At 61.2% G+C, this 25,891-nt stretch carries 21 protein-coding genes and 1 pseudogene; 15 read left to right on the top strand and 7 right to left on the bottom strand.

Going from position 1 to position 25,891, the window contains the following annotated elements:
- The first annotated feature begins 145 nt into the window (after window positions 1-145).
- Genes AC07O2_RS13140 through AC07O2_RS13125 form a run of 4 tightly spaced genes read left to right on the top strand, consistent with a single transcriptional unit; the run spans window position 146 to window position 3,507 of the window.
- Window positions 146-1,018: a branched-chain amino acid ABC transporter permease gene (locus tag AC07O2_RS13140; protein ID WP_495076190.1), complete on the top strand. Its 873-nt coding sequence runs from the start codon at window positions 146-148 to the stop codon at window positions 1,016-1,018.
- Window positions 1,018-1,998, top strand: a complete 981-nt coding sequence (locus AC07O2_RS13135; RefSeq protein ID WP_495076189.1) for a branched-chain amino acid ABC transporter permease — start codon at window positions 1,018-1,020, stop codon at window positions 1,996-1,998. Before AC07O2_RS13140 ends, AC07O2_RS13135 begins: the two co-directional genes overlap by 1 nt.
- Entirely contained in the window at window positions 1,995-2,789 is a 795-nt protein-coding gene (locus AC07O2_RS13130) for an ABC transporter ATP-binding protein (protein ID WP_495076188.1), read from the top strand. Before AC07O2_RS13135 ends, AC07O2_RS13130 begins: the two co-directional genes overlap by 4 nt.
- Window positions 2,782-3,507: an ABC transporter ATP-binding protein gene (locus tag AC07O2_RS13125; protein ID WP_495076187.1), complete on the top strand. Its 726-nt coding sequence runs from the start codon at window positions 2,782-2,784 to the stop codon at window positions 3,505-3,507. The genes AC07O2_RS13130 and AC07O2_RS13125 overlap by 8 nt, the downstream gene beginning before the upstream one ends.
- A 19-nt stretch (window positions 3,508-3,526) precedes the next feature.
- On the opposite strand, the gene AC07O2_RS13120 is transcribed toward AC07O2_RS13125, so the two are convergent.
- The 4 genes from AC07O2_RS13120 to tauA all read right to left on the bottom strand — a co-directional run bounded on the left by AC07O2_RS13120 (window position 3,527) and on the right by tauA (window position 6,613).
- Window positions 3,527-3,748: a YMGG-like glycine zipper-containing protein gene (locus AC07O2_RS13120; RefSeq protein ID WP_495076186.1), complete on the bottom strand. Its 222-nt coding sequence runs from the start codon at window positions 3,746-3,748 to the stop codon at window positions 3,527-3,529.
- Between the two features lie 188 nt (window positions 3,749-3,936).
- Window positions 3,937-4,800 carry an ABC transporter permease subunit gene (locus AC07O2_RS13115; RefSeq protein WP_495076185.1) on the bottom strand — a complete coding sequence of 288 codons (864 nt, stop codon included), beginning with the start codon at window positions 4,798-4,800 and terminating at the stop codon, window positions 3,937-3,939.
- Window positions 4,797-5,591, bottom strand: coding sequence for a taurine ABC transporter ATP-binding protein (locus AC07O2_RS13110; RefSeq protein WP_495076184.1), 795 nt, complete (start codon window positions 5,589-5,591; stop codon window positions 4,797-4,799). The genes AC07O2_RS13115 and AC07O2_RS13110 overlap by 4 nt, the downstream gene beginning before the upstream one ends.
- Window positions 5,592-5,599: 8 nt before the next feature.
- Window positions 5,600-6,613, bottom strand: coding sequence for a taurine ABC transporter substrate-binding protein (tauA, locus tag AC07O2_RS13105; RefSeq protein WP_495076183.1), 1,014 nt, complete (start codon window positions 6,611-6,613; stop codon window positions 5,600-5,602).
- A gap of 558 nt (window positions 6,614-7,171) precedes the next feature.
- Between tauA and AC07O2_RS13100 the strand changes: the two genes are divergently transcribed.
- Both AC07O2_RS13100 and prsT read left to right on the top strand, forming a co-directional pair.
- Complete coding sequence (locus tag AC07O2_RS13100) at window positions 7,172-8,095, top strand: choice-of-anchor L domain-containing protein (RefSeq protein ID WP_495076182.1); 924 nt, start codon at window positions 7,172-7,174, stop codon at window positions 8,093-8,095.
- An 89-nt stretch (window positions 8,096-8,184) separates the two neighbouring features.
- Window positions 8,185-11,040: an XrtA/PEP-CTERM system TPR-repeat protein PrsT gene (prsT, locus tag AC07O2_RS13095; protein ID WP_495076181.1), complete on the top strand. Its 2,856-nt coding sequence runs from the start codon at window positions 8,185-8,187 to the stop codon at window positions 11,038-11,040.
- Window positions 11,041-11,140: 100 nt separating this feature from the next.
- Here prsT and AC07O2_RS13090 read toward each other — a convergent pair whose 3' ends face one another.
- Entirely contained in the window at window positions 11,141-12,295 is a 1,155-nt protein-coding gene (locus tag AC07O2_RS13090; protein ID WP_495076180.1) for a hypothetical protein, read from the bottom strand.
- A 284-nt stretch (window positions 12,296-12,579) separates the two neighbouring features.
- Between AC07O2_RS13090 and smc the strand changes: the two genes are divergently transcribed.
- From smc to AC07O2_RS13055, 7 genes and pseudogenes are all read left to right on the top strand, one after another.
- Window positions 12,580-16,107: a chromosome segregation protein SMC gene (gene smc / locus AC07O2_RS13085; RefSeq protein ID WP_495076179.1), complete on the top strand. Its 3,528-nt coding sequence runs from the start codon at window positions 12,580-12,582 to the stop codon at window positions 16,105-16,107.
- Window positions 16,104-17,135, top strand: coding sequence for a cell division protein ZipA C-terminal FtsZ-binding domain-containing protein (locus tag AC07O2_RS13080; RefSeq protein WP_495076178.1), 1,032 nt, complete (start codon window positions 16,104-16,106; stop codon window positions 17,133-17,135). The genes smc and AC07O2_RS13080 overlap by 4 nt, the downstream gene beginning before the upstream one ends.
- A gap of 149 nt (window positions 17,136-17,284) precedes the next feature.
- Window positions 17,285-19,375: an NAD-dependent DNA ligase LigA gene (gene ligA, locus AC07O2_RS13075; RefSeq protein WP_495076177.1), complete on the top strand. Its 2,091-nt coding sequence runs from the start codon at window positions 17,285-17,287 to the stop codon at window positions 19,373-19,375.
- Window positions 19,372-19,911 (top strand): peptide deformylase, encoded by a 540-nt coding sequence (def, locus tag AC07O2_RS13070; protein WP_495076176.1) that lies wholly within the window; start codon window positions 19,372-19,374, stop codon window positions 19,909-19,911. The genes ligA and def overlap by 4 nt, the downstream gene beginning before the upstream one ends.
- A gap of 95 nt (window positions 19,912-20,006) precedes the next feature.
- On the top strand, window positions 20,007-20,498 hold the full coding sequence (locus tag AC07O2_RS13065) for a hypothetical protein (RefSeq protein WP_495076175.1): 492 nt from the start codon (window positions 20,007-20,009) through the stop codon (window positions 20,496-20,498).
- Between the two features lie 86 nt (window positions 20,499-20,584).
- Window positions 20,585-20,992, top strand: a pseudogene (locus AC07O2_RS13060) (NAD(P)-binding domain-containing protein); the annotation flags it as partial.
- A 9-nt stretch (window positions 20,993-21,001) separates the two neighbouring features.
- The gene (locus AC07O2_RS13055) at window positions 21,002-21,511 is read left to right on the top strand and encodes a DUF1932 domain-containing protein (RefSeq protein WP_495076321.1); all 510 of its coding nucleotides are present in this window, start codon (window positions 21,002-21,004) and stop codon (window positions 21,509-21,511) included.
- 77 nt (window positions 21,512-21,588) lie between these two features.
- Here the strand turns inward: AC07O2_RS13055 and AC07O2_RS13050 are convergent, their stop codons facing one another.
- The gene (locus AC07O2_RS13050; protein WP_495076174.1) at window positions 21,589-22,479 is read right to left on the bottom strand and encodes a dienelactone hydrolase family protein; all 891 of its coding nucleotides are present in this window, start codon (window positions 22,477-22,479) and stop codon (window positions 21,589-21,591) included.
- 74 nt (window positions 22,480-22,553) lie between these two features.
- Window positions 22,554-23,111 (bottom strand): C40 family peptidase, encoded by a 558-nt coding sequence (locus tag AC07O2_RS13045; protein WP_495076173.1) that lies wholly within the window; start codon window positions 23,109-23,111, stop codon window positions 22,554-22,556.
- 248 nt (window positions 23,112-23,359) lie between these two features.
- Between AC07O2_RS13045 and AC07O2_RS13040 the strand changes: the two genes are divergently transcribed.
- Window positions 23,360-24,358, top strand: a complete 999-nt coding sequence (locus AC07O2_RS13040) for a S1/P1 nuclease (protein WP_495076172.1) — start codon at window positions 23,360-23,362, stop codon at window positions 24,356-24,358.
- 153 nt (window positions 24,359-24,511) lie between these two features.
- Complete coding sequence (locus tag AC07O2_RS13035; protein ID WP_495076171.1) at window positions 24,512-25,861, top strand: glutamine synthetase family protein; 1,350 nt, start codon at window positions 24,512-24,514, stop codon at window positions 25,859-25,861.
- The last annotated feature ends 30 nt before the right edge of the window (window positions 25,862-25,891 follow it).

The raw sequence follows: 25,891 nt of genomic DNA, 5'->3' as shown, positions 1-25,891 counted from the left end.
ATCGTATCGGTTTGAAAAACCGATACGACACGCAGGGGGCACAACCGGCGGCCCGGCAAAGCCGGTTCCGCGGTTGTTCTGGGTAAGGCAGTCGCGCCTCCGGCGGGCTCGAATTCCTGCGGATACTTGAGAGATTGGCTATCGCATGTTGACAATTCTTTTTGACGGCATTGCCTACGGCATGCTGTTGTTCATTCTGGCTGTCGGCCTGGCGGTGACGATGGGGTTGATGAATTTCATCAACCTGGCGCACGGCGCTTTTGCCATGGTCGGCGGCTATATCACGGTGCTGCTGATGCAGCGCCTGGGTGTGCCGTTTCTGGTGTGCCTGCCCTTGGCTTTCCTGGGCTCGGCCCTGCTGGGTGCGGTGCTGGAGCGCACGCTGTACCGGCCGCTGTACCGCAAGCCGCATCTGGACCAGGTGCTGTTTTCCATTGGGCTGACCTTCATGGCGGTGGCCAGCGCCGATTATTTCATCGGCTCCAGCCAGCAGATCATCCAGCTGCCCGAATGGCTGAAGGGCCGCACCGAAGTGGGCGAGGGTGCCTGGATGCTGGGCATGGGCCACTACCGGCTGTTCATCATCGCCGTGTGTACCGCGCTGACAGTGGCGTTGCAGTATGTGCTGGCGCGCACCCGTTTCGGCAGCCGCCTGCGTGCTTCGGTCGACGACCAACGCGTGGCGGCCGGCCTGGGCATCAATGTGAACCTGGTGTTTTTGGGCACCTTTGCCGTGGGCTCGGGCCTGGCCGGCCTCGGCGGCGCGCTGGGTGCCGAGGTGCTAGGTCTGGATCCAAGCTTTCCGTTGAAATTCATGATTTACTTTTTGATCGTGGTCGCTGTCGGCGGCACCTCCAGCATCACCGGGCCGCTGCTGGCCGCGCTGCTGCTGGGCGTTGCCGACGTGGCCGGCAAGTACTACATCCCCAAGCTCGGGGCCTTCATCGTCTACAGCCTGATGATCGTGATTTTGATCTGGCGGCCCCAAGGCCTGTTCGTTCGCCAAGGGGGCAAGTGATGCAGTCTGAATCGCAAAACCTGCTGCTGAAAAGCGGCCGCTGGAAACCCTGGGAATACGCGCTCTGGCTGCTGGCGCTGGCCGCGCCCTGGCTGCTGTCGCGCCACGCGCTGATCATCAACGAGATTGCCATCGTTGCGCTGTTCGCGCTGTCGCTGGACTTGATCCTGGGCTACACCGGCATCGTCTCGCTGGGCCACGCCGCCTTTTTCGGCATGGGTGCCTATTCGGCCGCGCTGTTCGCCAAGTTGGTGATGCCCGACCCGTTGCTCGGCCTGGTGTTCGGCATCGCCACCGCAACGCTGTTGGGCGCGTTGTGTAGCGCCACCATCTTGCGCGGCACCGATTTGACGCGACTGATGGTGACGCTCGGCGTCGGCCTGATCCTGATGGAGCTGGCCAACAAGCTGGACTGGCTGACCGGCGGCGCCGACGGCCTGCAGGGCGTGGTGATGGGGCCGTTGCTGGGCCGGTTTGAATTCGACCTGATGGGCCAGACCTCGGCCTGGTATTCGCTGTGCGTGCTGCTCGTGCTGTTCGTGCTGGCGCGGCGGCTGGTGCATTCGCCGTTTGGCGCCACGCTCAAGGCGATTCGCGACAACCGGCTGCGCGCCATGGCCATCGGCATCCCGGTACACAGCCGGCTGGTGGTGGTCTACACCGTGGCGGCGGGCATGGCCGGTGCGGCTGGCGCCTTGCTGGCGCAGACCACGGGCTTTGCCTCGCTGGATCTGTTCGAGTTCCACCGTTCGGCAGACGTGATGCTGATCCTGGTGGTGGGGGGCGTCGGCTGGCTGTATGGCGGAGTGCTGGGTGCGGTGGTGTTCAAGCTGATGCAGGACTTTCTGTCCAGCATCACACCGCAGTACTGGACCTTCTGGATCGGCTTGTTCCTGGTGGTGCTGGTGTTGGTCGGCCGCGAACGCCTGCTGCGCCCCTGGACCTGGCGTTTGCCGCGCCGGACGGGAGGCCGGCCATGAGTGCAGATACCGTGCTGTCCGCCGAAGGCCTGGTGATGCAGTTTGGCGGCATCACCGCTACCAACAACGTCAACCTGGACTTGAAAAAAGGCGCTCGCCACGCGTTGATCGGGCCCAACGGCGCAGGCAAGACCACGCTGATCAATCTGCTGACCGGTGTATTGCAACCCACTTCTGGTCGCATCGTGCTGGAGGGGCAAGATATCACCCAACTGGCGCCACACCAGCGCGTACGCCGCGGCATGGTGCGCACCTTCCAGATCAACCAGCTGTTCGACACACTGACGCCGTTGGAAACCCTGGCCATGACGGTGTCGCAACACCAGGGCCTGGGCGGCAAATGGTGGCAGGCACTGGGTGCACGCCGCGACGTGACGCAGCGCTGCGAGCAACTGCTGGAGCAATTCCACCTGACGGCCGTGATGGCCCAGGAAACCCGCGTGCTGGCTTACGGCAAGCGTCGGCTACTGGAGATTGCCATCGCACTGGCTTGCGAGCCGCGCGTGCTGCTGCTGGACGAGCCGGTGGCCGGCGTGCCCGCGGGCGAGCGCGAAGAGCTGCTGCAAACTGTGGCCGCGCTGCCGGCCGAGGTATCGATTTTGTTGATTGAGCACGATATGGACCTGGTCTTCAGTTTCGCCAAACGCATGACGGTGCTGGTTAACGGTACGGTGCTGACCGAAGGCGACCCGCAAACCATTGCCAACGACCCGCAGGTCAAGGCGGTGTACCTGGGCCATGGCGATGACGAGACGCCTGTGACCAGCCAGGGAGGGTTCGCCCATGGCTGAGCTGCTGAATGTGCAAGGCCTGAGCGCCGGCTATGGCGAGGCGGTGGTGCTCAATGGCATCGCGCTGAGTCTGAACGAAGGCCAGACCCTAGCCTTGCTGGGTCGCAACGGCACTGGCAAAACCACGCTGATCAACACCCTGGCTGGCGCCACGCGCCAGCACGGGGGCAGCATCCAGCTTGGTGGCATCGCCTTGCACAAGCTGCCATCGCACGAGCGTGCTGCGGTCGGCATCGGTTGGGTGCCGCAGGAACGCAATATCTTCAAATCGCTGACGGTGCACGAGAACCTGACCGCGGTGGCGCGGCCGGCGCGGGCAGGGCGCGCGTCCAGCCCGTGGACGCCAGAGCGGGTCTATAGCCTGTTCCCGCGTCTGGCAGAGCGCAAGACGAATCTGGGTACGCAGCTTTCGGGCGGCGAGCAGCAGATGCTGGCCCTGGGCCGGGCGCTGGTGCTGAACCCGACGCTGCTGCTGCTGGACGAGCCCTGCGAAGGCCTGGCCCCCATCATCGTGCAGGAGCTGCTGCGGGCCATCCGCCGCATCACCCGCGAGGAAGGCTTGTCGGCCATCATCGTCGAGCAGCATCCGCAGGCGATTCTGGCGATCTCCGATACCGCTGCCGTGCTGGACCGCGGAACCGTGGTCTACACCGGAACGGCAAAAAGCCTGCAAGAGCAGCCGGAGCTGCTCAGCAGGCTTTTGGGTGTGTCGCGTTAGCTAGGCAGCGCAGATCAGCTTACTTGCTGACTTCGTGGCCGATGAAGGCGCCGGCTGCTGCACCAGCGGCCGTGCCTACCGCGTTACCCCCTAGAACCAGGCCGGCAGCACCGCCGATGGCTGCGCCAGTAGCGGTGTTTTGCTGCCTGCGGTTCATGCCTGCGCAGCCGCCCAAGGTGAGCAAAACGGCGGCTATGGTGGCAGTAGCGATGGCGCGGTGGATGCGGTAGTTGCTGTTCATGGAGTTTCTCCTGTGGGTTTTGTATATCTACAGTATTGAAAATTCCCGACCATCCGCACAGCAGACGATGCCGTTACTGTTCGTAGCCCGATTCCTACATACAGGGCTTTTGCTCCTCCTATTCATCTGGGTAAAAAGGCTGCTGGCGCAGCTAATTCCTGCGCCAGTAGCTATCAAATTTGAAGCAGTCAGTGTTTGCCCTTCCAGGGCAGTAGCCAGCGCTCTAGTAGGCGCATGGCCAGGGAAAACGCAAACGCGCAGGCCGCGATGATGACGATGCCGACAAACACCGCGTCAGTCGCCAGGAAGTGGGATGCCGACATCACCATGAAGCCTATGCCGCGCGTGGCCGCGATCAGTTCCGCCGCTACCAGCGTGCTCCAGCCCACGCCCAGCGCGATGCGGATGCCGGTCAAAATCTCTGGCAGCGCAGACGGCAGTACCACCTGGCTGAACAACTGCCAGCGGTTGGCGCCCAGCGACAGCGCAGCGTTCACCCGCTCTTGCGACAGGGACCGCACGCCGGCCTGGGCCGACAGCACGACGGGCGCGAACATGGCCAGCGTCAGCAGAGTGATCTTCGACGCTTCGCCTATGCCCAGCCAGATGATCATCAGCGGCAGATAGGCCAGCGGCGGCAGCGGCCAGTAGAACTCTATGGGCGTGTCCAGGATCCCCTTGGCCCAGCGGTTCAGCCCCATGGCGATGCCCACTGGTATGCCCAGTGCCACCGCGATGGCGGCGGCCGACAGAATGCGCCCCAGGCTGGCCCGCACATGCTCCCATAGCGAGGCATTGGCGTAGCCGTCTTCCCAGATGCTGCGGGCCGTGGCTAGCACCTCGGCCGGGGTGGGCAGGAACAGGTGCGGCACCAGTCCGGTCTGCGCCACGGCCCACCACAGCAGCAGGATGGCGGCGCCAGTGGCGACACTGGTGGTGACGGTGCTGTGTTCGCCCACGCCAAAGCTGCGCATTTTCACCAGCCTCGGTGTGGTCGCCGGTGTGGGCGTGCTGCTGGCGTGGATGTTGCCGGGTACGGCAAGTTCGCTCATAACGTGGCCTCTTCTGTACTGTGTTCGGATCGGTGGACGATGGCGCGTATGTCTTCGCGCAGCTGGGCGAAGGCGGGCGATGTCTTGATGGCGCGGGCGTCGCCGTCGCGGGCGTACTGGCGTACAAAGTCCAGATTGAAGCGCGCCACAATGCGACCCGGCCGGGGTGACATGACGATCAGCTCGGTACCCAGGAACAGCGCTTCTTCGATGGAATGGGTGATGAAAAACACCCGCTTGCCGGTGCGCGCCCAGACGGATACCAGCAGCTCTTGCATATGCTCTCGGGTCATGCTGTCCAGCGCGCCAAAGGGCTCGTCCATCAACAAGATGTCCGGGTCGGGCGCCAGGGCACGGGCCAGGCCCACGCGCTGGCGCATGCCGCCTGACAGCTCGTAGGGCGCGGCGTTGGCAAAGTCCTGCAGACCCACCAGGCGCAGCAGCTCCAGCGCCCGCTCGTGGCGCTCGGCGCGCGGCAGGCCGGCAAACTGCAGGCCCAGGGCGACGTTGTCGAGCACGGATTTCCAGGGCAGCAGCGTGTCCTTTTGGAACACCACGCCACGATCGGCACCCGGACCCTCTACCGGGCGCCCGTCCAGCGTGATGCTGCCATCGGACAAAGGTAAGAAGCCGGCCATGGCGTTCAGCAAGGTGGATTTGCCGCAGCCGGAAGTGCCCAGAGCCACCACAAAGCTGCCCTGTGGGATGTCCAGCGATACCCGGTCCAGCGCATGCACCGGCCGGCCGTCGCGGGCTTCAAAAAATACGCTGGCGTGTTGGACGCGGAGCATGGATGCGCTTATTTCTTCAGGGCTACCACGGCGGCGGGCGTCACAAAGGCCGCGTAGCTGGGCAATACCTCGGGGATCTTCTTTTGCTCTTTCAGGAACACCGAGGTTTCCTTCAGGATGCGGGCCACGCCTGACTTCTCGCCGCCGCCCAGCCACGCGTCAGACGCTTGGGTGTTCAGGCTCAGCAACGACAGGTTTTGCAGCGCAGCGGCCTGGTCGGCCGGGGTGCCGCCGAGCAGCTTGGCCAGCAGCTTGGTGTTTTCGCTGTCGGCGGTCCATGCGGCCTTGTTGCTGGTGAACGAGGTGGTGTATTTGTCCACCACGCTGGAGAAGGACTTCAGGAACTCCGGGTGCTCCTTGGCGAAGGCGGCGGTGGCCACCCAGGCGGAGAAGGTCGGCGCGCCTTTGTCGGCCACATCCTTGGAGGTCACCAGCACTTTGCCGTTCTTCTTCAGCTCGGTCAGCGCCGGGTCCCAGACAAAGCCGCCGTCAATATCGCCCCGGTTGAAGGCGGCCACGATGTCGGGCTGGGGAATGGCAAAAACCTGCACATCTTTTTCAGTCAGGCCCTGGGTCTTCAGCAGCGCTAGCAGCTGGTAGTGGTCGGTGGACACGGGGGCTGCGGCCAGCTTCTTGCCCTTCAGGTCGGCCAGGCTGTTGATGCCGGAGCCGTTGCGCACCACCAGGGCCTCATCGATGCCGGAGATGGAGGCCACGTAGAAGGCCTTGACGTCCAGGCCGCGCGAGGTGGCGGCAGCGTAGGGGCTGGAGCCCACGTAGCCAATCTGTACATCGCCCGATGCAATGGCTGCAAAGATGTCGGCACCGGAGTTGAAGCGACGGAAGTCGATCTCAAAACCCGTGGTCTTGGCGTAGTCGCCATTGGCAATGCCGACCGACGAGGGCAGGGCGTCCGTCTGGTAGCCCACCACTACTTTTTTGTCGGCCGCTGTGGCCGTGAGGGCGGTGCCCAATACCAGCGCGCCCACGGCGGCCGTCCATAGTTTTTGTGCGAATCGCATGCTTCCAGCTCCTGATAGTTTGCGGCCACGGCAAGCGGCGGCCTTGGAGCGGAATCTTAGGTTTAGATGTGTATGCAGCTATAGAACGATATCAACATACGATATGCGAATAATTGGGGCTCGAAGAACTTAAAGATTGAATAAGTTTCCTGCTTAGATGTTGCCTGCGCTAAATCCTATGAAGTTAGCAGCATTTTCAAGATCTATCGGGAAAAGAGGCGCAGCCTAAAAAAATAGAGCTAATGGGTTTGTTGCTTCGCTTGTAAATGCAGATGAGCTACCGACATGCCCAAATCCTTGCCTCTGCATTCTCAGCAACCAGCAAGCGCAGTTGAGTTTAAGGGGCCGCTTACCATGCGCTCGGGCGTCGTTCAAAGCCTTTTCACTTGTATTTAATTGTGTCGATGATCTTTACATTGGTACATGTAAGCATATGTATTTTCTTTGTAAGTGATTGATTTTGTTGGGATTAATTGAATTTAAAAAACTGGCTCGAATGTTGCTGCTTGATAAATGTGATGTGCAAACCTGTTTACTTTCAACCCAATGGGAGACTCTATGCGTAAATTTTTTTTGAATAGCAAGTCTGCAGCACTTGCTGCAGCATTTACCGTCATGGGACTTGCCTCGACCGGTGCGTCGGCTGCATTGGCTATTACGCCGATTACCAGCACAGCGGGCATTGCCTCTACTTTGGAAAGTGCTTTGCTCGCTCCGTCCAGCGGTATATCCGTCGTTGCGGGCACGTCGACCTACCAAGGCGTTAATACCGCGGGCGTGCAACAGTCTGGTACTTACACGGGCTTTAATGTGACCTCTTCGGGTGGCGATCCGACGCTGTCCATGGCTGACGGTATTGTGTTGACGAGCGGTATTGCAAATATCCCCTTGACCAATACGGCCCATCCATTCAGCCACACCACAAATAGTGGCGCATATGCGCCTTTGGGGGCCTTGAGTGCAAGCAAAGGCGGTACGAGCACTACTTTTGACGCCAATGTCTTGAGCTTCAATTTCAATGTGGACAGCAGCATTAGCTCGGTTTCCGCGAAGTTTTTGTTTGGCACAGAAGAGTTTCCTACCCAAACGGTCACCGATATTTTTGGGTTTTTCGTTGATGGTGTGAACTTTGCCCAGTTCAGTAACGGTCAGCTGATTTCCAATACTCCTGGCAGTCCGACCAATTTCTTCAACAACAGTTCCGGCGCGTACGGCATTGAATTTGATGGTTTGACCCAAGTCTTTACGGTTACCGGTCTTCTGGGTGCAGGCAATGCGGATGGAACTCACACGATCACGATTGCGATTGCAGATACTTCCGACTCTATCTATGACAGTGCAGTGTTCATTAATTCTTTGACGGCCGGAACTGCGACTGGCGGTGGTATCGGAAATAACACGGTTCCAGAACCCGGTTCGTTGGCTTTGATCGGGTTGGCGCTGGCGGCCTCTGTGATGGTCAAGCGCGGCAAGAAGGCTTGATTGGCGTGAACGGTTATTAACGGCGTAGTTATTTGTTTTATTACTACGCTTTTTTGAGCGTCTGATTTAGACACATTCCCCACGGGAATGTGTCTTTTCTTTATTTTGCAGTACCATTTTCGTTAAGCCTCAAGGCTTGCGGTACCCATCCATGGTTTTTGAACATGCCGATCCGCTTTTTAATCTGCGTCCCAGCTATTGCAATCTTGTTGGCGGCTTGTGGCGGCGGTAGCTATGACAGCTATATGGCATCGGCCAAAGAGGCTTTGGCCAAGGGAGATAAGGCTGCGGCAATTATCCAATTGAAGAATGCAGTGCAGCAGCTACCTGAAGCCGGTGAAGCACGCTTGATGCTTGGGCAAGTTTTTCTCGATTCTGGTGACACTTCATCGGCGGCTATCGAATTTCGCAAGGCGGCTGATCTCAAATACTCGCCGGCGCGTGTGGCGCCTGCCACGGCACGTCTGCTGCTGGAGCAGCGGGACTACAAGAAAGTCGTAACGCAGTTTGCTGAAACAACACTGGCCGATCCTTTGGGGCAAGCTGATCTGAAAACATCGCTTGCTGCTGCGTATGAGGCGCTGGGCGATCACCCCCATGCTGATGCCGCATTGGACGAAGCCCAAAAGGCCGTTCCGCATTTTTCCCCTGCAGATATTTTGCGGATACGCATCAATGCAAGAGCTGGTCGCTATGTTGAGGCGTTGCGGCTAATCAATGAGACTTTGGAGCGAGATACCCGTTTGGGTGAGGTTTGGCGACTGAAAGGTGACGTACTGCTGAATAGTGGGGGCAGTGCATCAGATGCCGTATCGGCTTACCGCCATGCGCTTTCGTTGCGGAAGGTCGATCTAGCTGCCCATGCAGGATTGTTAGACCATTTGATTGCCGTTGGTGACATGACCGCTGCTGCAGCCCAATTTGAAAACATGAAAGCGGCGCTGCCGGGAAATCCACAGACTCGGTATTACGAAGCATTGCTCACCTACCACCGTAAAGATTATGCGCTGGCACGCGAGCAGGTGCAGCAACTGATAAAAATGGCGCCAGAGCATTTGCGGACTCTGCAATTGGCCGGTGCCGTGGAGTTTGAATTGAAGTCTTACTCCCGTGCCGAGGAGTTTTTAGCGAAGGCTTTGCTCATAAACCCTGACTTGAGGACATCCCGGTGGATGCTGGCGCAGACATACCTTTTGACGGATCAACCAGCCAAAGCTGTAGCAATAGTTGAATACCTTTTGCAAAAAGGCTCGTCAGATGCGCAAACTCTAGCACTTGCTGGTGAAGCCTATAGGCGTGTGGGCGAGCAGAAGAAAGCACAGACTTATTTTGCGCAAGCGGCGAAGCGCAATCCTGCCGACACGCGTAGCCGGACCCTTCTGGTACTGGACAAGTTGTCTAATACCGAGAGCACGGCCAATGCCAAGTCGGACGCGTTGATTGACGAATTGAAGGCCATTGCAGCCAGCGACGCCGGAATCTCCACGGACGTGGCACTCGTTCGAACTCAGCTTCAACACCGCAATTTCGAGAAGGCGCTGCTCGCAATTGATGGACTCGAACGTAAACAGCCCGACAAGCCTTTCGGCGCCAATTTACGCGGTATGGTTGAGCTTGCGCGCAACGATGTGCCAACGGCTCGCAAAAATTTCGAGCGTGCCGTGGCGCTCGACAAAACCTATTACCCCCCGGTTGCGATGCTGGCTACGCTGGATATAGCTGAAAAGAAACCGGAGCAGGCGCGCAAGCGGTTTGATGATCTCTTGGTTGCGAATCCCAAAAGCGTTGAAGCTTTGCTGGGAAAGGCGGATTTATTGGCCCAATCCGGAGCCAACAAGGATGACGTAACGGCTTTGATCGATAGTGCGGTGAAGCTGCAACCTGATGCATCGTCTGCGCGTATTGCTTTGGTAGAGCATCAGTTGCGCAACAACGATACCAAAGCCGCCTTGCAGGCGGCACGCGATGGTCTCGCTGCCATGCCCCATGATCCGTCCATGCTAAACACCATGGGCGTCGTGTTGACGCGTGCGGGCGAATACAACCAGGCTATTGACACGTTCAATAAACTTGCTCTTGCCATGCCGCGATCACCGACGCCCTATTTGCGCCTTGCCGAGGTTGCTGTGGCGCAAAAGGATATGGCATCGGCTAATGACAACTTGAAGCGTGCCATCGAAATTGCACCTGATATGGTGGCTGCCAGAAGTCGCCTGGTGGAGGTCCAGATTGCATCAGGTGACGCTGCTGGCGCTTTGGTCAGCGCACGTGTCTTGCAGAAAGAACGTCCTGAGCTTGCACTTCCCGATACTTTGGAGGGAGATGTGCTGGTCGTACAGCAAAGCTGGCCCGCCGCAGTCGTGGCGTATCGCCGCAGCTTTGACAAGGCGCAAGACTCTGGAGTGGCCATAAAGCTCCATGCAGCTTTAAATAAGACGGGTGCTTCTGCAGACGCTGAAAAGCTGGCGTCACGCTGGCTTGGTAACCATCCCGATGACGTCAACTTTCTTTTCCATCTGGCCGGTTCTGAGTCACTGCAAGGCCGGTTCGCTGATGCTGAAAGGCATTTCCAGGCAGTCGTGAAATTGAGTCCCGACAATGCGGCCGCATTTAACAATTTAGCCTGGGTTACTTTGAAGCTGGGCAAGCCCGGAGCCACGGCTTATGCTGAAAAAGCCAACTTGCTTCAACCACAGCAGTATGCGTATATGGATACGTTGGCAATGGCTTTGGCCGCCGATAACAAGTTGACGCGTGCCATTGAGGTGCAAAAAGCAGCGGTTGCGTTGCAGCCATCGGATCACTGGATGCGTTTACGTTTGGCCAAGCTCTATATCAAGGCGGATGACAAGGCACAAGGGCGCGTGGAGCTTGAGCGTATTGCCAAAATTGGTCGAAGTTTTCCTGGCCAAACAGAAGTGAGCGAATTGTTGAAAACCATGTAGTTCACCGCTGTGGCTCGGTTGTTATGGAGGTGGAGGATACCTCCATCACAATCACTCCACTAGTGTCTTGCATATGTAGTTATTAACTTGATAGCAAGCTTCAGTCGGTGATCTGTGGTGGCTGTGGGTGTTGCTGCAGATACCAGGCGCGCAGGCCGTCGTCTTCGAAGGCGTAGTCGCCGCGGCCGGCACGCCAGATCAACTCTTTGTCGCGCAGCGCGTCCAGCGCGCCCTGGATGGCTGAGTTGTTCAAGGCTTTGCCCAGCACGGCCTGGTAGGCGGCTAGCGCAGTTTCGGCAAATGGGGTGTAGTCGGGGGCCAGGCGGGCGATGGCGTCGAGCACGGCCTTTTGCGCGCCGGGCAGGCTGTTATAGGCAGATGCAAATTCCTGCCAGGCGCGGCTCTGCAGCTGCTGGGCGTTGCGTTCAATCAGTGCGTCCAGCGCCTCGGCGCCGCCCCAGTCGGCCACGGCTTCGCCGACCACGCGCTTCAGCATCTCGGGCCGGCGGCCCAGCAGGTCAAAGGCGCGCTCCAGCGTCTCGGCGCTGAAAGCCTTGCCATCGGCAAATTGGGGTTTCAGCCAGGAGGCGTAAGCTTCTACAAAGCCCCGGTCCAGCAGCGGGAATCGGGTTACGCCGGCGCCGTAGAAGGGCTCGCTCTTGCGCAGCACCAGGTGCGTCAGCTTGTCGCGGTTGGAGCCGGTCATCACCAGGTACAGGCCGCGCTCGGGCGTGCCTTGGTTGAGGCGATCACGCGCGGCTTTGAGCGCGAACATGGCCTGGGTGCCGGCGGGGGTGGACAGGGCATGCTGGGCTTCGTCCACCAGCAGCACCAGGGGTTTGCCGCATTTCAGGCGCAGCCGCTCCAGCGCGTCGGCCAGCGTGGCGCCACCGGTCTGGCCGATCTTGTTCAGGTCCAGACTCAGAGCCCCCAGTACATTCAGCTTGTCCAGCCCCACGCCCTTGGCGGCCTTGAGCACCACGCCATCAAAGCGGGCCAGGGCTTCGCGCACCACGGAGATGATGAGTTCGGCCGGGTCGCGGCTGCGGTCGGACCACAGGTCTACGTACAGTGTCTCCCAGCCGCGCTTGCGCATCTCGGGCACCATGTCTTCGCGCAAAAAGGTGGATTTACCAGTGCGCCGGGGTGCGGCCAGGAACAGACCGGAGGTGGCGTCCAGGATGCCACGGCCCTCCAGCGCGTCGCAGTAGCTGGCCGCCAGGGCGGTGCGGCGGTAGGTGAAGAGGTCGGCCATGGGTTTTATGGATTAATTATTTCGTAAAACATAATTTTACGGAAGATTGGATAATTGCACCATAAAGCCCTTGCTTGCGGCACGATGCTGCCGGGCTTGTGAAAGAAATACGGGCCTACCGCAGATTCTGTCTGCGCTGCAAGCTATTGAATTGGTAGCAATTGGTAGCAGTTGATCTGGGATACGCCCGGGGGCTCGGGTAAACTCGATTCTGCTTTTGTGGCGCGTATCGCGTATACAAATGCCTTGCAGACCAACCCACTCGCTATAACAACCAGACTTCGGTGCGCCTCCAATCCATCAAGCTCGCGGGCTTCAAGTCCTTTGCCGAACCCACCACCTTCCATCTGCCGGGCCAACTGGTTGGCGTGGTGGGGCCGAACGGCTGCGGCAAGTCCAACATCATGGACGCGGTGCGCTGGGTGCTGGGCGAAAGCAAGGCCAGCGAGCTGCGCGGCGAGTCCATGCAGGACGTGATCTTCAACGGCACCACCACGCGCAAGCCGGCCAGCCGCTCCAGCGTGGAGCTGGTGTTCGAGAACAACGACCACCGTGCCGGCGGCCAGTGGGGCCAGTTTGCCGAGATCGCCGTCAAGCGCGTGCTGACCCGTGAAGGCAATAGCAGCTACTACATCAACAACCAGCCGGTGCGCCGGCGCGACGTGCAAGACGTGTTCCTGGGCACCGGCCTGGGCCCGCGTGCCTACGCCATCATCGGCCAGGGCACCATCAGCCGCATCATCGAGTCGCGGCCAGAAGAGCTGCGCCTGTTCCTCGAAGAAGCTGCCGGCGTCTCCAAATACAAGGAGCGCCGCCGCGAGACCGAGAACCGCCTGAGCGACACGCGTGAAAACCTGACCCGCGTGGAAGACATCCTGCGCGAGCTCAACGCCAACCTGGAGCGCCTGGAAAAGCAGGCCGAGGTGGCCCACAAGTACAACACCCTGCACGCCAGCGCCACGCTGAAGCAGCATCAGCTGTGGTTCCTGAAGAAGACCGAGAGCGAGGCTGACCAGGGCAAGGTCAAGGCCGACGCCGCCCAGGCGGTGAACGACCTGGAGTCGCGCATTGCCGACCTGCGCCATGTCGAGGCCGAGCTAGAAACCATACGCCAGGCGCATTACGACGCGGGCGACGCGGTCAACCAGGCCCAGGGCAAGCTGTACGAGGCCAGTGCCGAAGTCGGCCGGTTGGAGGGCGAAATCCGCTTCGTGGTCGAAGGACGCCAGCGCGTCGAGCTGCGCCTGACCACATTGAAAGAACAAATCCAGCAATGGGCTACGCGCCAGGAAGACGCGCATTTCGAACTTGAAAATCTGGAGGCCACCGGCATCGAGGCGGAAGAAAAAGCCGAGCTGCTCGCCGCCCAGGTGGAAGAGCAGGCCGGGCAGATTCCCGACCTGGAAGACGCCTTGCAAAGCGCCACCCGTGCCGCCAACGAGCAGCGCACAGGCGTGGTCCAGGTGCAGCAGCAGATCCAGGTGCTGGCCGCCGAGCAGCGCAGCATTGAAGAACAGTTCCGCCAGCTGGACCAGCGCCGTGAGCGCCTGGAGGGCGACAAGAAATCCCTGGCCGCACCCGACGATGCCCGTCTGGAGATGCTGCAAGGCCAGCTGGATGAAGCCACCGAGGCCGTGACAATAGCCGACGCGCGCCTGCAGGAGCTGCAGAAAAACCTGCCCCAGCTGGACGAAGACCGGCGCAGCAAGCAAACCGCCGTCAACACCGAATCTGCTCGCCAGGCCGATATCTCGGCCCGTCTGGAGGCGCTGAAGGCGCTGCAGGAAAAGGTCAAGACCGACGGCAAGCTCAAACCCTGGCTGACCCGCCACGGCCTGGAAGGGCTGCAAGGCGTGTGGGGCAAGTTGCACATTGAGCAGGGCTGGGAAAACGCCCTGGAAGCCGCACTGCGCGAGCGCATGGGCGCGCTGGAAGTATCCCGGCTGGACATGGTCCGTGCCTTCGCTGGCCTGGACGGCAATGATGTGCCTCCGGCCAAGCTGGCTTTCTACAGCGCGCCGCCGGCCGGCCCCGCACCAACTGCTGCCGCCTTGCCCCGTCTTGCCGATTTGCTGCGTTTGAACGATGCCGGCCTGGCCGCCTTGCTGGGCGACTGGCTGCACGGCTGCTATACCGCAGTCAGCTTTGAAGACGCGCTGCAGCAACGCAGCCAGCTGCAGACCGGCGAAGTGATTTATGTGCAAAGCGGCCACGCCGTCAGCCTGCACAGCGTATCTTTTTACGCCCAGGACTCCGAGCAGGCCGGCCTGTTGGCGCGAGCCCAGGAAATTGAAAATTTAGAGAAGCAGCTGCGCGCCCAGACGCTAATCAATGAGGAAACCCGCTACGCTTTGGTGCGTGCCGAGGCCGCCTACAACGAATCCTCGCAGCGCCTGGTCACGGCCCGGCGCGAAGCCAGCGAAGCACAAACCCAGGCCCACGCGCTGCAGGTCGAAACCCTGCGCCTGGGCCAGTTGGGCGAGCAGGCCCGTGCGCGCAGCCAGCAGCTGGCCGGCGACCTGGCCGAGGTCGAGGCCCAACTGGACGATCTGCAAGAGCGCCGCGTCACCGCTGAGGCCCGCTTCGAAGAGCTGGATATGCAGCTGGCCGACAGCCAGGAGCGCCATGCCCAGCTGGACGAGCGCGTCATCGAAGTGCAGCGCAAGCTGAACGAATGCCGTGAGCAGCAACGCAGCCTGGAGCGCCAGGCCCAAGAGGCCACCTTCGCCCAGCGCAGCCTGGGCGCGCGCCGTGCCGAGCTGGCGCGCGCGGTGGACATGGCGCAGCAGCAAACCGTGTCGCTGACCGACGAACAACAGCGCGCCCATGACGAACTGGCCCGCCTCAGCGACGCAGCCGCCCAGGGCGGCCTGCAGACCGCGCTGGCCCAGAAGCTGGAGCGCGAAGCCGCTCTGGGTGCACAGCGCAGCCAGTACGACGACCTGACCGCCCGCCTGCGCGCCGCCGACGAGGCCCGCATGCAGAATGAGCGCGCACTCGACCCGCTACGCCAGCGCATCACCGAATTCCAGCTGAAAGAGCAGGCCGCGCGCCTGGGCTCGGAGCAGTTCACCCAGTTGCTCACCGAGGCCAAGGCCGACCTGGAAGCGATTGCCAAGTCCATTGCCGATGGCGATGTGCGCATGCACGGCATGCAGAGCGAAATCGACAGGCTGAACCGCGAAATCACTGCCCTGGGCGCCGTGAATCTGGCCGCGCTGGACGAGCTGACCGTGGCGCGCGAGCGCAAGCAGTTCCTGGACGCGCAGACCGCCGACCTAGTGGACGCCATGACCACGCTGGAAGATGCCATCAAGAAGATCGACGGCGAAACCCGCGAACTGCTGTCCGGCACCTTTGACACCGTGAACGGCCATTTCGGCAAGATGTTTCCCGAGCTGTTCGGTGGCGGCAATGCGCGGCTGGTCATTACCGGCGACGAGATTCTGGATTCCGGCGTGCAGGTGGTGGCGCAGCCGCCCGGCAAGAAGAACCAGACCATCCATCTGCTGTCGGGCGGCGAGAAAGCCCTGACGGCGATTGCCCTGGTGTTCGCCATCTTCATGCTGAACCCGGCACCGTTTTGCCTGCTGGACGAGGTGGACGCGCCGCTGGACGACGCCAACACCGAGCGCTATGCCAAACTGGTGGCCAGCATGAGCCGCGAGACCCAATTTCTTTTCATCAGCCACAACAAGATCGCCATGGAAATGGCCCAGCAACTGATTGGCGTGACCATGCAGGAGCAGGGCGTTTCGCGCATTGTGGCGGTCGATATGGAGTCGGCCCTTTCCATGGCCGAAATGACATGACAACTACCCTACAACTGGGGCTGGCGGTGGGAGGCGGCCTGGTACTGGCCGCCGTCGTCGCACATAGCACCTGGACAGCCCGCAAAAACGCCCCCAAGCAACCCGATCCACCGCCGCCCAGCGCCTTCCCCGACACGGAGGAGGGTGTGCAACGCCAGGAACCATCGTTCGAGGGCGAGCTGCCGCCGTTGCCCGTGCCCGAGCGCAAGCCCGGCATGGACGCCTTGATAGACGGGCTGGCCACGGTGGCCGTGGAGCAGCCCGTGTCGGGCGACGCGGCCCTGGCCGCCATGCCGCCGACACGCCGCGTGGGCAGCAAACCCTTTGCCATCGAAGGACTGAATGCCTCCAGCCAGCAATGGGAAACCCCGGCCGCCGGCCAGCGCTACACCCAGTTTCAGACCGGCGTGCAGCTGGCCAACCGCACGGGTGCGCTGAACGAGATCGAGTTTTCCGAGTTCGTGATGAAGACCCAGGCCTTTGCCGATGCGGTCAACGGCCTGCCCGAGTTCCCCGAGATGCGTGAAGAAGTGGCCCGTGGCCGCGAGCTGGACCAGTTTGCCAACGACCACGACGCCCAGCTGGGCTTCACCCTGCGCGCCGTGCACGCGGCCTGGAGCCCCGGCTATGTGCAGCAGCATGCCGCACGCCTGGGCTTTGTGCCCTCGCTGATCCCGGGCCGTATGGTGTTGCCCTCGGCCACGGCGGGCATGCCGCCGGTGCTGGGCCTGGCTTTCGACGCCCAGGCCGCGCTGGCCGAAGACCCGGACCAATCGGCCCTGCGCGAGGTGTCGCTGAGCCTGGACGTGCCCCAGGTGGACCGCGCCGAGCAGCCCTTTGTGCGCATGCGTGAAACCGCCAAGGCCCTGGCCGAGGCCATGGACGGCAGCATCACCGACGACCGAGGCTACCCCTTGCCCCAGGATGCACTGGACGGCATCGGCGCCGAGCTGGAGAAGCTCTACGACACGCTGGAGTCGCGCGAGCTGGCTGCCGGCTCTGCATTGGCGAGACGGCTTTTTAGCTAACCCCCAGGCTTGCCCACTTCGTGTGGCCTCCTCCCCCCTTGCAGGGGGCAATACCAGCGGCCCGGCGAAGCCGGTTCCGCGGTATTCTGGAATAAGAAATCACCTCGCCTTATTGGCTGCGGTGTGTTGACGCCCATTGGATTTACGACATGGATGAAAACTTAGAGCTTTTTGGGGCGCCAGCGCAGGTAAATCCTGCGCCAGCAGCTATCAAAATAGAAGCATTGCGCGCACAGCTCAATGCCTGGAGCCACAGCTACTACGTGATGGACGCGCCGACCGTGCCCGACGCCGAGTACGACCGCGTGTTCCGCGAACTGCAGGCGCTGGAAGAGGCGCACCCCGAGCTGCTGACGGCCGATTCGCCGACCCAGCGCGTGGGCGGCAAGCCGCTGCCCGAGTTCGCCTCGGTGCGCCACGCCGTGCCCATGCTGAGCATCCGCACAGAAACGGACACCGAACCCAGCGGCGCGCTGAATTTCGACGCCCGCATCCGCAAGGAGCTGGGTCTGGCTGAGGGTGATGCACCGGTGGAATACGTGGCTGAGCCCAAGTTCGACGGCCTGGCCATGAGCTTGCGCTATGTGAACGGCGCGCTGGTGCAGGCCGCTACGCGCGGCGACGGCGAGTACGGCGAAGACGTGACGCAGAACATCCGCACCATGCGGCAGATCCCGCTGCGCCTGCAGGGCGATGCCCCTGCCGTGCTGGAGGTGCGCGGCGAGGTCTACATGCGGCGCGACGACTTCGATACGCTGAACGAACGCCAGCGCGAAGCTGGCCTGAAAACCTTTGTGAACCCGCGCAATGCGGCCGCCGGCGCGGTGCGTCAGCTGGACCCGGGCATTGCCCAAAAGCGCCCGCTGAAGTTCTTCGCCTACGGCCTGGGCGAAGTGACGCCGGTGGAGCAGGGCGGCCCGGTGTTCGACACCCATTACGCCATGCTGCAGACCTTGAAATCTTGGGGGTTCCCGGTCGCAGCGCAGGTACAGATTGCGCAGGGTGCTACGGAATTGGTAGCGTACCACCAGCAGACCGGTGCTGCGCGCGACCAGCTGCCCTACGACATCGACGGCGTGGTCTACAAAGTGAATGCGCTGGCCTTGCAGCGCCAGCTGGGCTTTGTGTCGCGCGAGCCGCGCTGGGCCGTGGCGCACAAATACCCGGCACAGGAGCAGCTGACCACCGTGCTGGGCATCGACGTGCAGGTGGGACGCACCGGCAAGCTGACGCCGGTGGCGCGGCTGGCGCCGGTATTCGTCGGTGGCGTGACGGTGACCAATGCCACGCTGCACAACCTGTTTGAACTGCGCCGTAAGCGGGTGCGTGTGGGCGACACCGCCATCGTGCGGCGTGCGGGCGATGTGATTCCCGAGGTAGTCGGGGTCGTTGAAAAAGTGCGTGAAATCTACGTGCCCAACTTCCGCATGCCGCGCCAATGCCCGATCTGCGGCAGCGCCGTGGTGCGCGAAAAGACCGAGATGAACCACCGTTGCAGCGGCGGCCTGTTCTGCCCGGCGCAGCGCAAGGAGGCGATATTGCATTTCGCCCACCGCCGCGCGGTGGAGATCGAAGGCCTGGGCGACAAGCTGGTCGAGCAACTGGTGGACGCCGGCATCATCCGCACCTTGCCTGACCTGTACAAGCTGGGCCTGACGGCCTTGTCCGAGCTGGACCGCATGGCCGACAAATCGGCCAAGAACATCCTGGCCGCGCTGGAGAAATCCAAGGACACGACCCTGCCGCGCTTTCTGTTCGGCCTGGGCATCCGCCATGTCGGAGAGGCTACGGCCAAGGAATTGGCCCGGCATTTCGGCAAGCTCGACAGCATCATGGATGCCAGTGTTGAGCAGCTGCTGGAGGTGGCCGACGTCGGCCCTATCGTGGCTTTGGCCATCCGCACCTTCTTCGACCAGCCGCATAACCGCGAAGTTGTCGAGCAACTGCGCGCTTGCGGCATCCGCTGGGAAGAGGGTGAGCCCGCCGCCCAGGCACCCAAGCCCCTGGCCGGCCAGACCTTTGTGCTCACCGGCACCTTCCCCACGCTGAGCCGCGATCAGGCCAAGGATCTGCTTGAAGCTGCGGGTGCCAAGGTGGCCGGTTCGGTGAGCAAGAAAACCCATTACGTCGTGGCCGGCGAGGAAGCCGGCAGCAAGCTGGACAAGGCACTGGCTTTGGGCGTGCCGGTATTGGACGAGGCGCAGATGCTGGCGCTGTTGAATGAAGGAGCTACGCCATGACCGTACACGCCATCTTGAAAATGGGCGATGCGCGCCTGCTGCGCGTGGCCCAGCCTGTGACCCATTTCGATACCGATGAGCTGCATCTGCTGGTCTCCGACATGCTGGACACCATGCGCGCGGCCAACGGCGCCGGGTTGGCGGCGCCGCAGATCGGCGTGGACCTGCAGCTGGTGGTGTTCGGCACGCGCGAGTCCAACCCGCGCTACCCGGACCGTCCGCTGGTGCCGCCTACGGTGCTGATCAACCCTGTGATCACGGCCCTGGGCGAGGTGGAGGACGATGATTGGGAGGGCTGTCTGTCTGTGCCCGGTCTGCGGGGCCTGGTGCCGCGCTGGTCCAAGATCCGCTATACCGGCTTTGACCAGTATGGCGACCCTATAGACCGTACGGTGGAGGGCTTCCACGCCCGCGTAGTGCAGCACGAGTGCGATCACCTCATAGGTCGGCTGTACCCCACGCGCATGCGCGATTTGACGCAGCTGGGTTATACCGAGGTGTTATTCCCTGGCCTGGCGCCTACAGACGACGATTGAGAACCAAACCTAACCGGTAGTTAGTGCCGGAAATCACCCGCTTTTCCGCGATTTACCGGGGCCCGCAGCCAAGCTGTGCAGCCTAAGATGCGCAGATGAAAGCAGTTCTTTGCACTCTCGTGGCTGCCCTGGCGCTGGGCGGCTGTGACACGGTCAGCAACAAGGCCGTTTCCTTTCTTTACTCCAGCACTCCCGCCCTGGCGGTGGTGGATGGCGTGCTGTACCAGGGCACGGCTACCGTGGGGCTGGACCGCACGGGCACGGTGCAGATGGCCTCAACCCAAACGCCTGTACGGGTGTGTTCGGGCAATTTCCGATATACCGCGACCACCACCGGTGTGTTGCAGTTGCATTGCGCGGGTGTGCCTACCTCCATGGCGTTCACTGCCATCAGCGATCTGAAGGCCTATGGCTGGGGCGGCAGCGATGCCAGTCCGGCGACTTTCACTTTTGGCATGGCTCCCGAGGACGCTGCTGCCTACTTGCGACTGCCACCTGCGGCACCCGTGCCAGCAGCACCAGTACCACCAGCAGCGGCTGTGCCTGCGCAGCCGGCCGCATCGGCGGTCGCAACACCGGTATCCTGAACCCTGCGCAGTGGGTGTTCAGCCCTTGCATATGGCGCGCGGGCGGGGGATAGTGGGCGCATGGCCGAAGCCTTGCACGGACACAGGCCCGGCAGACCCTAGCGGTCTTATTTTATAAACCTGATTTTCGGAGCAACTCCATGCAATTCAAGCACCTGGGCGTGGTCGGCTATGGCGAGGTGGGCAAGATTTTTGCGGCCGGCCTGGCCCCCCATGTGGGCGCGGTCAGCACCTGGGATTTGCAGTTCAGTGATAACCGCGTGCGCGATGCCGTGCCGGCTGGCGTGCAGGCCTGTGCTTCGTTTCAGGAGCTGTATGCGCAGGCGGACCTGGTGGTGTCGGCCGTGACCGCGTCGAGCGCGCTGGATGTGTCGGAAGACGCCGGCATGTGCATCCGCGAAGGCAGCATTTACCTGGACCTGAACTCGGTTTCGCCCAGCACCAAGAAGCGCTCGGCCAGCATGCTGGCTGCCGGTGGCGCGCACTACGTGGATGCGGGGGTAATGGCGTCGGTACCGCCTTACGGCATACGTGTGCCCATGCTGCTGGGTGGTCCCAAGGCCGAGGAGCTGGCCGAGACCCTACGCGGCTGGGGCATGGATGCCAAGGCCGTGTCGAATGAGGTTGGCGTGGCCTCGGCCATCAAGATGTGCCGCAGCGTGGTGGTCAAGGGAATGGAGGCGCTAGTGATGGAGAGCTATGCCGCAGCCCGCCATTACGGCGTGGAGGAGCACATGCTGGCCACGTTGGCCGAGACCTTCCCCGGTATCGACTGGCAGCAGCAAGGTAGCTACTTCTTCCAGCGGGTGGCACAACATGGCAAGCGCCGTGCCGAGGAAATGTTTGAGGCCGCCCGTACGGTACGCGACGCAGGCCTGGACCCGACTATGGCCACAGCAACAGCCCACAAGCAGGATGCCATGGCCCGCCTAGCCCGTGCCAGGCTGTTCGCTGATCTGGGGCCGGATGCGCGTTGGCAGGGCTATGCGGATCGGCTGCTGGGCAAAGAGTGAGTTGCTCTCAAATTGAGAGCTGTTGGCGCAGATAAATCCTGCGCCAGAGCCTTTTTTGAATAGCTCTTTTTGCTGGCTTAGCTGCGCAGGTTTTGGTTGAAAAAGGCCAGCGTCCGCTCCCATGCCAGCTTGGCTGCTGCAGCGTCATAGCGGGGCGTGGTGTCGTTGTTGAAGCCGTGCTGTGTGCCGGGGTACTGGTAGGCGGTATAGGGTACGCCGGCGGCCTTGAGTGCGGCTTCGTAGGTGGGCCAGGATGCGTTGATACGTTCGTCTACCGCGGCGAAGTGCATCAGCAGCGGGGCTTTGACTTGCGCTGCGGCACTGGCGGCAGGTTGGTTGCCGTAAAAGGGAACTGCGGCTCCCAAATCGGGCAAGCGGGTAGACAGCATATGGGCTATGCCGCCGCCGTAGCAGAAGCCTACAACGCCAATCTTGCCGCGCACTTCCGGGCGCGATTTGAGGAATTCGGCCGCGGCGATGAAGTCCTCCGCCGTTTTGCTTTGGTCCAGCTGGCTGAAAAGGGCAACGGCTTTTTGCTCGTCACCGGGGTAACCTCCAAGCGGGGTCAATGCGTCGGGCGCGAATGCAACAAAGTTATCAAGCGCCAGGCGCCGGGCGATATCTTCGATATGGGGATTCAGGCCGCGGTTCTCATGCACCACCAAGATGGCTGGCAGCGGGCCGGTAGCATTCGCTGGGCGCGCCAAATAGCCTTTGATGGTGCCATAGCCCTTGGGGGAAGAAACTGACAGCGTTTCAGTGGTGATGCGCGGGTCGTTGGGGGGGACTTGTTGGCCCAGTGCGAAATCGGGGCTGAGTGCGCCCAGCAACATGGTGGCTGTGACGCCGCCAACTGCGAATTTTTGGGCCTTTTCCAGGAAGCCTCGACGGTCCAGGTTTCCGTGTACGTAGGCGTCAAACAGTATCAACAGTTCCTGGTCAAAATCCTGGGCAGTTTTGCGTTGCATCGAAAGTCTCCAAAATTTGGAGCATATCGGTTTGCAGTATTACGCCAAAGACCGTTAGATATCGCGGGTCTTGCTCAGGGCTTGGCTTCTGCTTCGGGCTGTGGTGTGACGCGGCGGGCGCCATCGAAGCGGCGCTGCCAGTAGGCTTCACGCATGTCCTCCACGCGCACTTGAGAGCCCGTGCGTGGCGAGTGAATGAACTTCCCATCGCCCACATAGATGCCGACGTGGCTGAAAGCGCGTTTCATGGTGTTGAAGAAAACCAGGTCGCCTGGACGCAGTTCGCTCTTGTCGATGCGGTCGGTGGCGGCCGCTTGCTCTTTGGCTCGGCGTGGCAATACCAGGCCCACCGTTTGTTCGTACATGGCGCGCACGAAGCCGCTGCAATCAAAACCGGTCTCTGCGGAGTTGCCACCGCGTTTATAAGGAACTCCCAGGAAACCCATGGCATTCACCACTAAATCGGAGGCCTTGCTGCTCATGCTTTGGCGCACTTGCTCGAGCTGGTCCATGGTGTGGTTCAGCAGGCCTTTGTCGGCCAGGATTTTGTCTATCTCTTCATTGCTGGGTGGGGGAGGGGCGGCGTGGGCGGTGGAGCAGGCGAGCAGTAGAACAAGTATCCATTTTGGCATCCGGCGCAGGTTAGAGGGATTTGGCAGTCAAGTCAAGGCAGAAAGCCTAGCTTTGCAAAGCGGTCTGAAACTTGACGTAACCTTTGAAATTTTTTTGTATGCAGTTGTTCATGCATACTAGTTTTGAGGGCAATATTTTGGGCAGCAAGTGGCGCTATGTGCTGCTGTAAATGGCTGCATTGCCCCTTGGGCCGTCATGAAACTTGGACTCCAGTATGCATAACTACAAGAGATGGCTTGGCCCGGCCATGGCTGTTTTGGCCCTGTTAAGCGGCCTGCCGCAACAGGCCCTGGCATGGGGCCATCAAGGGCATATGGTGGTCGGCGCCTTAGCCGACCAATTGTTGACAGCTCGGGCCCGGGCGGGCTTGCAGGCCGATCTGGGTCTGTCGCTGGAGCAGGCCGCGCCATGGGCGGATTGCGTGAAAAACGTGGCCTTTGGGCCTAAAGGCTTTGCCTATGCAGCAGATGAGCGGTGGCCGTCACCTGCTTGCACACGTTTTGAGACCCAGGACGGCGTGCGGGCGATGCGGGGCTACGTGGCGCGTAACTGGGATACTTGCGGCCAGCGCGTCGACTGCCACAAGACCTACCACTTCACCGACGTGGCCTACCAGCATCTCCGTTACCGGGCGGACTATGTAGGGGTGAATGGGCACGACTTGGTGCATGCAATACGGGCGGCGGTTGCCATGCTGCAAGGCAAGCCTGTGCCTGCGCCCTTCAGCATCGCCAGCCGCGCAGAAGCCTTGCTGTTGTTGGCCCATTTTGTGGGTGACCTGCACCAGCCATTGCATGTGGGTGCCATGTATCTGGATGCAGATGCGCAGCCTGTAGATCCCGACGCCGGAGGCGTAGCAGCCGACGCTGTGTTTGCCACCCGGGGCGGTAACAGCCTGGAATTGGGCAGCAGCAATTTGCACGCGATGTGGGACGATATTCCGGATACCTTGCGTTCCAGCAGTATTCCGCCCGCTATGTTGCAGGATGCACGGGCCCTGCGCGTCAGTCGGGCCAAGCTAGAGCGTTGGGTGGATGCCTGGGTCCAGGATTCGCTCGCGGCGAGCCGGGAGGTTTTTGTGGGTGTGCATTTCAGTCCTGCAACGTTGCAGAAGGGTGCCCGGGTATGGCAGGCCAGCTTCGACGATGAGGCTGGCTACCGCGCGCGCCGGGAGCAGCTGCAAATACGCCAGTTGACCAAGGCCGGTGCGCGCTTGGCCCAGTTGATAAATGCCCTCTACCCGTGAGCCTGGGCCGTTTCACTTTTAAGCAAAATAGGCCTCTGGCGCACATATTGCGTGCGCGAGGTGCTATAAAAATAAAAGCAATAGACTGCAGCAGGCCGCTGCTTGATTCAATTACAGGAGCATTCGTTTATGGCGGTAGCCAAAAAAGAGAATATGACATTCAACGATCTGGAGCACTGGCTGAACCAGCGCCGCGTGACGGAAGTGGAGTGCCTGGTACCTGATTTGACGGGGGTGGCCCGTGGCAAGATCTTGCCACGCGAGAAGTTCACCGAAGACCGCGGCATGCGCATACCCGAGGCGGTGGTGGCGATGGGGGTGACTGGTGAACTACCGTCCCAGGGCCCTTATTACGATGTGGTCAACCCCACGGACCGCGATATGCATCTGCGGCCCGACCCGTCCACCGTGCGTATCGTGCCCTGGGCTTCCGACCCCACGGCGCAGGTGATCCACGACTGCTATGACCGCGACGGCAAGCTGGTGCCGTTTGCGCCACGCAGTGTGTTGCGCCGGGTCTGCGATCTCTATACCGCGCTGGACCTCGAGCCGGTGGTGGCGCCAGAGCTGGAGTTTTATCTGGTGGCCCGCAACACCGATCCGAACACCGTCCTGCGCCCGCCGGTTGGCCGCAGCGGCCGGGCTGAAACCTCCCGCCAGTCCTACAGCATCGACGCGGTGAACGAGTTCGACCCGCTGTTCGAGGAGCTCTACGACTACTGCGAAAAGATGGAGCTGAATGTTGACACCTTGATCCACGAGGCCGGCGCCGGGCAGATGGAGATCAATTTCTTCCACGCCCATCCGTTGGGCCTGGCGGACGAGGTGTTCTTCTTCAAGCGCACGGTGCGTGAAGTGGCTTTGCGCCACGATATGTACGCCACTTTCATGGCCAAGCCCATCGAGGGTGAACCGGGCAGTGCCATGCACGTGCACCAAAGCCTGGTCAGCAAAGCCACGGGGCGGAATATTTTCAGCAACGACGACGGCTCGCCGTCCGAGGCTTTCTTTCATTACATCGGTGGCTTGCAGCGCTATCTGCCCGCGGCCATGGCCCTGGTGGCACCTTATGTGAACAGCTACCGCCGTTTGTCGCGCAACACGGCGGCGCCAATCAATACCGAATGGGGTTACGACAACCGCACCGTGGGCATACGCTCGCCCATTTCCACGCCACAGGCGCGGCGGATCGAAAATCGTGTGATCGGTGTGGACGCCAATCCCTATGTGGCCATGGCCATGACCTTGGCCTGTGGCTACCTGGGCATGCAAAAGAAGATCAAACCCAAGTCCGAGATGAAGGGGGATGCATATCTGGCGCCCTTCACCTTGCCGCGCAGCCTGGGGGAGGCATTGGACTTGCTACGCAACGAGCCCGATCTGCATGAAATCCTGGGTGAGGATTTCATCACCGTCTACACGGAGATCAAGGAAATCGAGTTTGAAGAATTCATGAAGGTCATTTCGCCGTGGGAACGTGAGCATCTCCTGCTGCATGTGTGATGGTTTTGCTTTATACAATCTGATTTTTTC

This window comes from Rhodoferax sp. GW821-FHT10B06 (assembly GCF_059415605.1).
This window is presented reverse-complemented; position numbering and strand designations above follow the sequence as displayed.